Source organism: Desulfobacula toluolica Tol2, assembly GCF_000307105.1.
Taxonomy (GTDB): Bacteria; Desulfobacterota; Desulfobacteria; order Desulfobacterales; family Desulfobacteraceae; genus Desulfobacula; species Desulfobacula toluolica.
Genome location: NC_018645.1, coordinates 2,451,409 through 2,463,762, shown reverse-complemented (window position 1 = coordinate 2,463,762; position 12,354 = coordinate 2,451,409). Strand labels below are relative to the sequence as shown.

The following is a 12,354-nucleotide window of genomic DNA, read 5'->3' as shown; positions in this document are numbered from 1 at the left end:
ATGGCCGTTATTCAATTATAGTCATTGTGGCAGGATACATTCTGTATCTTTGATCAGTTCTGTCGCCGTCTTTTAAAATAACCGCCTCTATTTTATCTTCAACCGGTTGAAGAAAGACAGCTTTGTCAAAACTGTCTTTATAAGTTTCAAGCTGGATTGGAAATCCGTCTTCACACAGGTTTTCTTCCCTGTGACATTTCATGGAAAACCAGATGAAAACGGAAAATTCACGGTGCAGGGCTTCAAGTTTTTCAAGGGTGTCTGAAATATCAGTATCAAAATCAAGACCGTCAATGATCATGATCGAGGGCAGGGGAATGTCGGCTTTTTTAAAACTTTTCAGATAATCCCTGATCTTGTTCGTATCAAAGGTGGATTCATTGTAGCTGATTCCCACCTTGTTGAGATTGATATCTTCCCAGAGCCTGACAGCTTTCTGGGGATCAACATACCCGATACTGTCCACAAGGTTAGTGTATCCCTCGCTATATCTTAAATTTATTTTTTCTATCGGGTCATCAAGGCTTACATGGAGTATCTTTTCATCGCTTAAAAGTTGTGTGAGTGCTATTTGCACAAGAAACCTGGTCTTTCCAACACCGGCTCGTGAAAGAACAGCACCGAACCCGCCGTCTTTTAAATTTTCAATCCCAATGGTTTTTGAAACCGGACTTTTAAGCATGAGATCTTTTTTTAGCATGTTTCCTCTCTCTTTTTATATGTAACACTACCCCCGAAAAAGGGAATAACGCTCCATCGGTTTATGGTTTTACTCCAAAAACACTTTGATTGATTTCCAAGTTTGAATTATCCAATCGATAAAGTATTTTCCGTCAAGTTAATAATTCAAGCACAGAAGGTAATTTCTTAAATTATCAGTAATGGCCAGCTTATTTAAATAAGTTTTATATACGTAGTTCCCTTGGCAGGGACTAACAGTTCGTTGTGCAAAAAACCGACCAGTCATGTTATATTCGCGCTCTAAGGCTTCACTTTAACATCCGACTTTTTTTACTGAATCAATAATCTCTTTATCTGCTGTACTCCTTTAAACAATATCTGCATAAAGCCCTTTGCTAAGTCAATTAACCTTCACAAGGCACGAGTTTCATTCCTAATCCATCCGCCTTTTTGGCCAAATTTTTCAACATTCTTTGCTTATTGGGCTTGCTTAAATACTCTTCTCCAAGGTCTTTATACCTGTCGCCATTTTTGATGATGCTGTAAATGGCTTTTGCCATCCTATGGGCTATGGCAACAATTGCTTTTCTGGCACCCCGTCTGGACTTCAGTTTATAATATTTGGCCTTGTAGTATGATCCCTTTTTCTTAATCGCTGCCCATGCAGCCTGGACTAAAATCGTTTTAAATGGATGATTTCGAACCGCGTTTCGGCCACTTTTCCTTTTACCTGCGCTTTCATTGTTTCCAGGGCACAATCCCGCCCATGAAACAAAGGCTGACATGGTTTTGAATTCAGCCAGTGTAATCCCGACTTCTCCAATAATGGATTGTGCTGATTTTTTATCGATTCCGGGAACTTCATCTAATCTTTCCAGCAAATCATTGTGGTCTCGTGTCAGCAATTCCAGCCTGGCATTAATTTGGTCAATCTGCCGTTGAAACATATTAATGGCCTCCATCATGCCAATCAGTTGAAATTGATGGTGATCTTTAAAATACCCATGGAGGCTTCTATACAATTCAGGAATCTTCTTTTTAAGGCTTCCTTTTGTGCATTCCTGAACCTTTTCCAGAGTCAGTTCATCGTTTTTACATAACAACTCAATGAGATTCAGGCCGGTAAGGCCAAATAGATCAGAAACGATTGAATCAATTTTAATATTTGCCGTAATAAACAACTTATGAACACGTCGCTTATAATCCGCGAGAGATTCGGTATATGTCTTTCTTAATCGGGATAATTCACGCCATTCCCGGACATGTTCAGGAGGAATAAAACTACCTTTTACCAATCCGTGACGAAGAAGCCCGGCAAGCCATTTACTGTCACAAATGTCTGTTTTCCTGCCAGGGACATTTTTAATATGCCTGGCATTCACCAAAACAACCTCCATCGTATCTTCAATGGTATTATAAACCGGATGCCAATATACTCCGGTACTTTCCATTGCCACGATAGGACAGTTATTTTCAATTAACCAGGTTTTCATTTTCTGAAGATCTTGAGTAAATGATGAATACTCTTGTATCTCGTGTTGTTCTTTTCCATTATCATCTACAGTGATTAAACAAACCGAAATTTTATCTTTATGAACATCTAAACCGCAACAAATTGGGTGAACAATTTGGATTAATGTGCTATTTGATCTCTTGGTCATGGCTCTCCTCTTTCTAATTTCTTGGTCGAAAAAAAAATTGGATAGTTATGACCATTTTTCAAATTTTGCAAGTGTTTCATGCTTCGTTGTGTCCTCTAGGACATGGGTGTTATATAAAAGGTCTTATTGTTTTTTTGTTTTTTCTTCCTGTTTTGTCTTGGCAATCTCTTCTGCAATGGACTGCGGCACCTGCTTGTATGTTGAAAATTCCATTGTAAACTGAGCTTTTCCCTGTGTGGCGGATCTAAGGACGGTGGAAAATCCAAACATATCAGATAGGGGTACCTGGGATTCAATAACAGACATCACGCCTTCTTCCTGAGACCCCTGAATAATACCTCTTCTCTGGTTGATCAGGCCCATGCAGGCACCTTGGAATTCATTGGGAGTTTCAATCACAACTTTCATGATTGGCTCATTGATAACCGGTTTTGCCTTTGCATATGCTTCAAGAAAAGCTCCTCTGGCTGCGGCTTTAAAAGCCATCTCCGACGAATCGACAGCATGAAACGCACCGTCATCAATTGTAATTTTAATGCCGGTTACAGGGAACTCAAGCTTGGGACCTTTATCCATACACGCTTCAAAACCCTTTTCACATGCCGGGATATATTGTGTGGGTATTCTGCCGCCGGTAATCTTGTTTACAAATTCAAATTCTTCTTCACCCGGTTCCATGAACCCGGATATGCGGCCGAATTGCCCGGCACCACCAGTCTGTTTTTTATGAGTATAATTAAAAACAGCTTTTTTGGTAATGGTTTCCCTGTAGGCAACCCTTGGCTGACCGGTTTCCACTTCTGCACCATATTCTCTTTTCATTCTCTCCACATAGACTTCAAGATGAAGCTCACCCATGCCCTGGATAATGGTATCACCGGTTTCATGATCAACGTAGGTTTTAAATGTAGGATCTTCCTTGGTGAAGCGGTTTAATGCCTTTGACATATTGATCTGGGCCTTATTGTCCTTGGGGACTATGGAAAGGGAGATAACCGGTTCCATGATGTGCATGGCAATCATAGAGTAATTGATTGTTGGAGATACAAATGTGTCTCCAGACGCACAGTCAATTCCAAACATGGCACCAATATGTCCGGCCGGAATAGATTCTACTTCTTCCATCTGGGAAGAATGCATTCTGATCAGACGGCCTGCTTTGAATTTTCTGCCATCCCTTGAGTTTACAAGCGTATCGCCTTTATTAATGCATCCCTGATAGACCCTGATATAGGTCAACTGGCCGTATTGACCGTCTTCCAGTTTAAAAGCAAGCGCAACGGTGGGTTTGTCAAAAGTGCTTTCAAGGATAACGGTTTCTTCATTATTATCAAGATCAATGGCTTCATTTTCAATGTCAAGCGGGGTTGGAAGATAGTCGATTACCGCATTCAGCAAAGGCTGAACAGCTTTGTTTTTATACGCAGATCCCAGGAATACGGGGGTCATCTGTCTTGAAATGGTTCCTGTTCGAACTGCAGGCATGATTAATTCTTTGGTTATCTCTTTTTCTTCCAGAATGGCATCAGTCAATTCGTCTGAAAAAAGAGAGACTGCATCAATCATCTCTTCCCTTGCTGTTTGGGCATCATCCATCATATCTGCCGGAATATCTTTAGTGACAACCTTCTCACCATTATCACCTTCAAAATAATAGGCTTTCATGGCAACAAGATCAATAACGCCCTCATGTTTATCCTCAAGTCCTATTGGAAGCTGCATCATGACGGAATTATGACCCAGCTTATCCCTTAATTGCCCACTTACCTTGACGGGATTGGCACCGGATCGGTCACATTTATTCACAAATGCAATGCATGGAACTTGATAGCGTTTCATCTGCTGATCAACCGTAATGGACTGGGACTGAACACCGGATACGGAACAAAGAATCAGTACAACCCCGTCCAGAACCCTTAAAGATCGCTCAACCTCAACGGTAAAATCCACATGGCCCGGGGTGTCAATGATGTTGATGTTATGTTTGTTCCATTCGCAATAGGTGGCAGCCGATGCAATGGTAATGCCCCTTTCTCTTTCAAGTTCCATGGAATCCATTATCGCACCTGCACCGTCTTTACCCCTGACTTCATTGATCTTGTGGATTTTGTCAGTGTAAAAAAGGATTCGTTCGGTCAATGTGGTTTTACCGGAATCAATATGGGCACTGATTCCGATATTTCTTACTCTTTCTAGATCTCTGATCATTTTAAAGTCATCCTTATGAATATAAAATTTGCCTTTGCATAAATTAAAAACGCAATTATTGGCAAAGGCTTTGCCATATTTTTTATATTGCTAAATTATTACGATTTTGTTAATGTGAATCCGAAGTTCAACTTAGCTCATGAAAGCGCGTATTATATATTTAACCTACTAAATTGTCAAGTGAAAATTATTAATCGTGACTATTTTATCAGAACAATCCGTCCGGGAATTTAAACATCATTTAATAAACGGATCAAATGCTTTGGGAATCAAGGTGTCCGATCATCAATCAGAACAGATGCTGGTGCATTCAAAAGAGCTGATGGTGTGGAACAAAAAGATAAATCTGACAGCCATTAAGAAACCTTTGCAAATTGCAGAAAAGCATTTTATTGATTCCATTGCCGCCGCCTCTTTTCTTGGAAATGAACAGTCCGTTATTGACCTGGGGTCAGGCGGGGGATTTCCAGGCATTCCAATTAAGATTATGAATCCCTCTGTGAATGTTGTCCTCATAGATTCTTCCCGAAAAAAAATAAATTTCCTCAAGCATATCATACGCATGTTGGATCTTGATACGATTGATGCGATCCATTCAAGAGTTGAAGATCTCCATGAAAACAATGTTTATAAAAATAAATTTGATGCTGTTATATCAAGAGCTTTCACAGACCTTTCAAAGTTTGTGAAATTAGCGGCTCCTTTTTTAAATAAAAAGGGTGCAATCTATGCCATGAAGGGAAAAAATGCAGATCAGGAGATTACTCCCGAAATATTAGAACAATACAACTTAACAACGGATCATTACCGGCTGCCTTTTGAAAAATCAAATCGTTATGTTATTAAATTATCTGCAAAATCCTGACACCCAAAATTTATAAAAATATCCTTTCTCATGCTGCGTTCGCGTGTTATTTCTTGACATTTTACCGGTTTAGCCATACAAAGAAAAGTTCAATTATTGAAAATCAACTGATCCGAATATCGGAGGAATAATGGATTATAAAAAAACTTTGAATCTGCCTTCAACAAAATTTGCCATGAAGGCCAATCTGCCACAACGCGAACCCCAGCAATTAAAAGAATGGGAAGAAAAGAAAATTTATCAGAAATTAAGGGAACAATCCAAAGACAAACCTCCTTTTATTCTCCATGACGGCCCTCCGTATGCAAACGGTCATTTGCACATGGGACATGCAATCAATAAAATTTTAAAAGATATTATAATCAGATCCAGGCAGATGGCCGGATTTAATGCCCCATATGTTCCGGGTTGGGATTGCCATGGCCTGCCCATTGAACATAACGTGGACAAAAAACTGGGCAAAAAGAAAAAAGATATGACAGACGTCCAGGTTCGACAAGAATGCAGATCTTATGCAGCTAAATTTGTTGATATTCAAAGAGATGAATTCAAGCGATTTGGTGTTATGGGAGAATGGGATAATCCTTATCTTACCATGAACTACCCTTATGAAGCCAGGATTGCCAAAGAGTGCGGAGAGTTTGCATTGTCCGGGGATATGTTTTTAGGCAAAAAACCCATTTACTGGTGCTGCAATTGTCAGACTGCCCTTGCCGAAGCCGAGATTGAATATCATGATCATACCTCTGCGTCCATTTATGTAAAATTTCCAGTCAAAGATGATCTGTCAGCCCTTCTCCCGGATGTTGAAGATGATATATTTGTTGTGATCTGGACTACAACTCCCTGGACCATTCCAGCCAATTTAGGGGTGTGCCTTCATCCTGATTTTGTGTATGCGGCAGTCCAAACTCAAAATCACGGGGTTCTGATCGTTGCCAGGGAACTGGCAGACCAGGTGATGAAAACAGTTGGAGTTGAAAATTATACCATTATAAAAGAGATTTCTTCCAGAGAACTTGAAAACAAAAAATGCAAACACCCGATCTATGACAGAGATTCGTTGATTATTCTGGGTGACCATGTAACGCTTGAAGCCGGAACTGGCTGTGTTCATACTGCACCCGGCCATGGCGCAGATGATCATGTTGCAGGCAACAAATACGGACTGGAATGCTATTCACCTGTTGAAGACAATGGGGTGTTTTCAACAGATGTAGAATATTTTGGCGGTGAATTTATTTTCAAGGCTAATAAAAGCATCAATGAAAAGCTTGAAAGCTTGAATCTTTTGCTGAAAAATGAAAACCTATCTCATTCTTATCCACATTGCTGGCGGTGTAAAAAACCGGTAATATACCGGGCAACGCCTCAATGGTTTATCTCCATGGATAAAATGGCCCTTCGGCAAAAAAGCCTTGATGAAATAAACAATGTTCACTGGATTCCGTCATGGGGCCGTGAAAGAATTTATGCCATGATCGAAAACCGACCGGACTGGTGTCTGTCACGGCAGCGGTCATGGGGAGTTCCCATTCCGGTATTTCATTGCAAAGACTGCAAGCAAGTTTATGTTACACGAGAATCTGTGGATAAAATACATGAATTGTTCACTGAACACTCTTCTGATATCTGGTTTGATAAGGATGCAAAATTTTTGATGCCCCAGGGTGCAAAATGTGAAAAATGCGGATCGACTGAGTTTACAAAAGATCATAATATTCTTGATGTTTGGTTTGATTCCGGCGTCAGTCATGCGGCTGTTCTGGATGAAAGGCAAGGCCTTCAAAGACCTGCTGACATGTATCTTGAGGGAAGTGACCAGCACAGAGGATGGTTTCACTCTTCGTTGCTGACCAGCGTTGGAAGAACCGGAAAAGCACCGTATAAGGCTGTTCTCACCCATGGATTTGTTGTGGATGAAAAAGGGCATAAAATGTCCAAATCCGTGGGAAATGTTGTGGCACCGGATTCGGTTATCAAGCAGTATGGTGCGGATGTATTAAGACTATGGGCAGCTTCGGCCGACTATCGGGGAGATGTGAGCATCTCCAATAACATTATCAAACAATTGTCAGACGCATACCGGCGAATCAGAAATACCTGCAGGTTCATGCTGGGCAATTTTTCTGATTTTGATATTGCAAAGGATTTGAGACCAATCAAAGAGATGTCCGGGCTTGACAGGTTTATTCTTCACCGGCTTCATCATGTGGTAAAGAGAACTCTTTCATCCTATGATAATTATGAATTTCATACAATTTATCACACTCTGCATAATTTTTGTGTGGTGGATCTGTCTTCTTTTTACCTGGATATTATTAAGGACAGACTGTATACCTCCCCTGCGTCTGACCCGTTAAGGCGTGATGCCCAGACGGTCATGTTTATTATTCTGGATGCCGTTGTAAAAATCATGGCCCCGATTCTGCCGTTTACAGCCGATGAAATTTATCAGCATATTCCTAAAGGCTTGGATCATAAAGAGAGTATTCACCTTGATTCCATGGTTGAACTCAATGATGAGTGGGAAGACAAAGAGCTGGCAGATATTTGGGAAAACATCAGAACCCTTAGAGGGGAAGTGACAAAAGCCCTGGAAGAAGCAAGGAAAAATAAGCTGATAGGTCATCCCCTGGATGCAGCTCTTGAAATCAAACTGCCTGATACACAATTGAAAGCGCAAATTCAAAAATTAAATGAAAATCTCAGTGATATCTTTATTGTCTCACATGCAGTGCTGGTAGAGTCCCTTGATGATGCCTCATATCAGGGACAGGAGATTGACGGTCTTGCCATCAAGGTCAATAAGGCAACCGGCGTCAAGTGTGAGAGATGCTGGCGGTTTGCCGAAGGTATCGGCTCTGATGCGGATTATCCAACTGCCTGCGAACGGTGTTCTGCAGCATTAAAAAAGATAGTGTAAATTGAATATCAGCTTTTCAAACAAAACAGGTGATAAAGCCTTGAAAAACATATGGCTTAGATTGATTCTGGTCAGTGGTGGCATTGTTGTCGCTGACCAGGTCACCAAGTATATGATCAAGCTGAATTTAGCTTTTTATGATCATATCGTTGTTATTGAAAAATTTTTCAACCTGACGCATATACTTAATCCGGGGGGTGCTTTTGGCTTTTTTGCATCCCAGTCCCCTGGAATCAGAAAATTTATTTTTCTGTTCATGTCATCCCTGGTTGCGCTTTTTGTTTTGTGGTTTTACAAACGGTGTGCCGCAAACTTTGTCTTCCTGTCCTATGGACTGGCCTTGATTTTCGGTGGTGCCATTGGAAATCTGATAGACCGGTTCCGATATGGAAAGGTTTTGGATTTTCTTGATTTTTATATTGGGTCCGCCCATTGGCCGGCATTTAATATTGCCGACAGTGCCATCAGCATTGGGATGGGCATATTAATTTATCATATTCTGTTTAACAAAATTCCTGATTTTTAAACTTATGCATCCTATTTTAATTCAAATCTACGGTTTTAAACTTTACACCTATGGGCTTTTTGTTGCCATCGGCTTCATGACTGCTATCTGGATTTCAAAGAAAAATGCAAGATCCCATGACATATCCGATCAGACCATTACAGATGTCTTTTTTATTATCCTGGTGTCCGCACTTGTCGGCGCACGGTTTTTATATGTATTGATCAATTTTGACGCATATAAAAACAATTGGCTGGATATTTTTAAGATCTGGAACGGGGGGCTGGTTTTTTTTGGTGGATTTCTTGCCGCCGTAATAGTTACGGCTGTTTATCTTAAAATGAGAAATCTTAACATCTGGAAAATTGCAGATATCATTTCACCGGGCGCAGCCTTTGGCCATGCCATGGGAAGAATCGGCTGTTTTTTTGCCGGATGCTGCTATGGAAAAGAGTGCGATCTGCCCATAGCTGTTAAATTTACAAACCCGGAATCATTGGCTCCCATTGGGGTCTATCTGCATCCGACCCAGCTTTATTCGGTGCTTTCAAACATGATTTTGTTTTTTATTCTCCTGTGGCTGCAAAAAAGAAAAAAATTCAACGGCATGGTATTTTTAAGCTATATTATGCTCTATTCTTTGTTCCGGTCTATTATTGAATTTTTCCGGGGGGATTTTCGGGGAACCTTCTTTTTTAATTTTATATCCATGTCACAGGGAATAGGATTTTTTGTCTTTGTGATTGCCCTTATTATTATACTTAAACGGTCAAACCTGTTTTATGGCCCAAAAGAAAAATAATAATGTTAAATTTTATGAACTGGAATCCTTTCTAAGTTCTGTTAATCAAAATGATATCCCCCCTCTGGTTCTTATTTACGGGGAGCCTTATCTGATCCGTGAGTCATTCAAAATAATATCTGCCTTTTTGCTTGGATCTGAACAGAACCGGTTTGCTATAGAAACCCTTGAAGGCGGATCTGTTTCCATGGGTGATATCATTGAGCAGGTGTCCACGTTTTCATTCCTTGTTTCCAAAAAAATTGTGGCAGTCAAAAATATTCCTTTGTTTCAGGCACAGCAGGGTGGCCCGGAAATAGGTTTTTCTCCGGCAGACCTTGATCATTTCATGAATTTTATTGAAAAAGGGATACCTGAAAATCATTTTTTGATTTTGACAACTCCCCATATTGATAAAAGAAAAAAGATCTATAAAACTATTGCTGACATGGGCTTGGTTATAGACGGTTCTGTTGCAACAGGAGCAAGAAAAGCAGATGTTGATGAGCAAAGATCTGTTTTGCAAACTGTTGCCGGCAAGATTTTAACGCGCTATAAAAAAACCATGGATAATCAGGCCTTCAACTCTCTGGTGGAGTTGACAGGGTTTAACATGGAACTTTTTGCTCAAAATCTTGAAAAGCTGGTTGTTTATTCCGGGAACAACAGAACAGTTTCAATCACAGATGTAAAAGCTGTGATTATAAGAGATAAAAAAGATCCGATTTTTAATTTAACAAATGCTTTTATGGAAAAAAATGTTACAAAAACACTTTTTTATTTAAATTCACTTTTTAATGAGGGTTTTCATCCTCTACAGATCCTGAAATCCTTTGAAAACCTGATTCGCAAGCTTATCCTTGTAAAATCTTTTACCCGGCAATTTTCTCAAAATCATACCATTAATTTTAAAAACATCAATTTTAATTCATTCAAACAAACTGTTATGCCAAAAGTCATCCAGCATGATGAACGGACAAAGTCAGACATTACAGCCAGAAATGAGTATTTATCAAAACAAGATCCAAACGATAAAAAGCCCTTAAAGAAAAAAAAAGAGACATCCAACGATCTTTTCCTTGCACCCAATTCCAAAAATCCATATCCTGTTTTCCAGGTATTTCAAAAGTCTGAAAATTTTTCTTTTATTGAACTCAATCACGCACTGTTTTTTTTAAGCGACCTGGATTACCAGCTAAAATCTTCATCGGTTGACGCAGTAACAAAAATTGAATGCTTTATCATCAAAAGTTGCAGTAAAGGAGGATTTGAATATGCCCAGGAAAACAAAAATCGTCGCCACCATATCTAATCTAAATTGTTCACCAAAATTTATTGAAGGGCTTTATAAGGCAGGCATGAATGTTGTCCGACTGAACACGGCCCACATGACACATGATGATGCGCTGGAAGTGATTGAAAACACACGAAAGGTGTCGGATAAAATAGCAATTTTACTGGACACCAAAGGCCCTGAAATTCGGACCTGTAAAAATAACACCCCCCTGGCCGTAAAATACGGTGACATGGTAAAAATCAAGGGGGCTCCTGGTGAAACATCAATGGATGATATCATCTGTGTGTCTTATGAGGATTTTGTCAAAGATATTCCCGTAGGCAGTTTTATACTCATTGATGACGGATATATCGCCTTGACGGTCATGAAAAAAGATGATGAATATTTGAGCTGCCATGTGGAAAATGACGGGGTGATCAATGCCAGGAAAAGCATCAATATTCCTTCGGTTCATGTAAAACTGCCGGCTTTAAGTGAAAAAGATAAAAAATTTATTGAATTTGCAGCTGATAATAATCTGGATTTTATTGCCCACTCTTTTGTGAGAAATAAAAATGATGTACTGGCAGTTCAAAAGATATTGGATACAAAAAATTGCGCCATAAAAATCATTGCAAAAATAGAAAATGCCGAAGGGGTAGAAAATCTGGATGAAATTCTTGATCATGCTTATGGGGTGATGATTGCAAGAGGGGATCTGGCCGTTGAAATTCCAACAGAGCAGATCCCGCTGATTCAAAAACAAATCGTCAGTACCTGCATTGAAAAACGCAAACCAGTGATTGTTGCCACCCAGATGCTGCATTCCATGATTGAATCACCCAGGCCCACAAGGGCAGAAGTGTCGGATGTGGCTAATGCCTGCCTGGATCATACGGATGCCCTAATGCTTTCCGGGGAAACTGCCAATGGAAAATATCCAAAAACAGCTGTCGAAACCATGGCAAAGATTGCGCAGGAAGTGGAGAGTAAAAAAAGCAGTTTTCTGAATGTCCCTTATACCCTTGAAAATAAGATAACCGCTTATCTTGCCAAATCCGCAGTTAAAGCCTCTTTGAGGCTGAATACAAAAGCGATTGTAGCGGATTCTCTATCGGGAAAAACCATTCTTTCCCTTGCCGCTTACAGGGGGGATAGCCCCATATATGCCCAGGTATACGACAAACGGTTAATGCGGCAATTGTCTATTTCCTTCGGGGTGTTTGCCGATCATATTCCTATTGTTATGGGTATGACCAGTACGGAACCTTTAAAGACAGCCACTTGCCGGTTGCTGGATGAAAAACAGTTTAAAGCGGACGATTTGATTATTGTTCTTGCTGGTAGTTTCGGTGTTGAGAAGGGTGCCTCCTATATGGAAATCAGTACTGCCAAAAATTTTAAGGAAAAATGCAGTTAAAGATATAAGGAAGGTTCACCAAATGTGACGG

General features: G+C 40.0%; 9 protein-coding genes. 6 read left to right on the top strand and 3 right to left on the bottom strand.

Annotated features, from left to right (window positions below):
* Positions 1-7 precede the first annotated feature (7 nt).
* The 3 genes from TOL2_RS11355 to fusA all read right to left on the bottom strand — a co-directional run bounded on the left by TOL2_RS11355 (position 8) and on the right by fusA (position 4,550).
* Entirely contained in the window at positions 8-700 is a 693-nt protein-coding gene (locus TOL2_RS11355; protein WP_014957582.1) for a hypothetical protein, read from the bottom strand.
* 385 nt (positions 701-1,085) lie between these two features.
* Entirely contained in the window at positions 1,086-2,342 is a 1,257-nt protein-coding gene (locus tag TOL2_RS11350; RefSeq protein WP_014957566.1) for an IS110 family RNA-guided transposase, read from the bottom strand.
* A 123-nt stretch (positions 2,343-2,465) separates the two neighbouring features.
* Positions 2,466-4,550: an elongation factor G gene (gene fusA, locus TOL2_RS11345; RefSeq protein ID WP_014957581.1), complete on the bottom strand. Its 2,085-nt coding sequence runs from the start codon at positions 4,548-4,550 to the stop codon at positions 2,466-2,468.
* Positions 4,551-4,746: 196 nt separating this feature from the next.
* Between fusA and rsmG the strand changes: the two genes are divergently transcribed.
* The 6 genes from rsmG (at position 4,747) to pyk (ending at position 12,323) form a co-directional block, all read left to right on the top strand.
* Entirely contained in the window at positions 4,747-5,415 is a 669-nt protein-coding gene (rsmG, locus tag TOL2_RS11340) for a 16S rRNA (guanine(527)-N(7))-methyltransferase RsmG (protein WP_014957580.1), read from the top strand.
* 130 nt (positions 5,416-5,545) lie between these two features.
* Positions 5,546-8,341 carry an isoleucine--tRNA ligase gene (gene ileS, locus TOL2_RS11335; RefSeq protein ID WP_014957579.1) on the top strand — a complete coding sequence of 932 codons (2,796 nt, stop codon included), beginning with the start codon at positions 5,546-5,548 and terminating at the stop codon, positions 8,339-8,341.
* A gap of 40 nt (positions 8,342-8,381) precedes the next feature.
* Entirely contained in the window at positions 8,382-8,867 is a 486-nt protein-coding gene (gene lspA / locus TOL2_RS11330; protein WP_014957578.1) for a signal peptidase II, read from the top strand.
* Positions 8,868-8,871: 4 nt separating this feature from the next.
* Positions 8,872-9,648 carry a prolipoprotein diacylglyceryl transferase gene (lgt, locus tag TOL2_RS11325; protein ID WP_014957577.1) on the top strand — a complete coding sequence of 259 codons (777 nt, stop codon included), beginning with the start codon at positions 8,872-8,874 and terminating at the stop codon, positions 9,646-9,648.
* Positions 9,629-10,939, top strand: a complete 1,311-nt coding sequence (holA, locus tag TOL2_RS11320; protein ID WP_014957576.1) for a DNA polymerase III subunit delta — start codon at positions 9,629-9,631, stop codon at positions 10,937-10,939. Before lgt ends, holA begins: the two co-directional genes overlap by 20 nt.
* Positions 10,902-12,323 carry a pyruvate kinase gene (gene pyk / locus TOL2_RS11315; protein ID WP_014957575.1) on the top strand — a complete coding sequence of 474 codons (1,422 nt, stop codon included), beginning with the start codon at positions 10,902-10,904 and terminating at the stop codon, positions 12,321-12,323. The genes holA and pyk overlap by 38 nt, the downstream gene beginning before the upstream one ends.
* Positions 12,324-12,354 lie beyond the last annotated feature (31 nt).

What these genes read in the sequence shown, in the direction of transcription:
- TOL2_RS11355 (WP_014957582.1), bottom strand. Translation starts at nt 700, where the DNA reads ATGCTAAAAAAAGATCTCATGCTTAAAAGTCCGGTTTCAAAAACCATT.
- TOL2_RS11350 (WP_014957566.1), bottom strand. Translation starts at nt 2,342, where the DNA reads ATGACCAAGAGATCAAATAGCACATTAATCCAAATTGTTCACCCAATT.
- fusA (WP_014957581.1), bottom strand. Translation starts at nt 4,550, where the DNA reads ATGATCAGAGATCTAGAAAGAGTAAGAAATATCGGAATCAGTGCCCAT.
- ileS (WP_014957579.1), top strand. Translation starts at nt 5,546, where the DNA reads ATGGATTATAAAAAAACTTTGAATCTGCCTTCAACAAAATTTGCCATG.
- lgt (WP_014957577.1), top strand. Translation starts at nt 8,872, where the DNA reads ATGCATCCTATTTTAATTCAAATCTACGGTTTTAAACTTTACACCTAT.
- holA (WP_014957576.1), top strand. Translation starts at nt 9,629, where the DNA reads ATGGCCCAAAAGAAAAATAATAATGTTAAATTTTATGAACTGGAATCC.
- pyk (WP_014957575.1), top strand. Translation starts at nt 10,902, where the DNA reads ATGCCCAGGAAAACAAAAATCGTCGCCACCATATCTAATCTAAATTGT.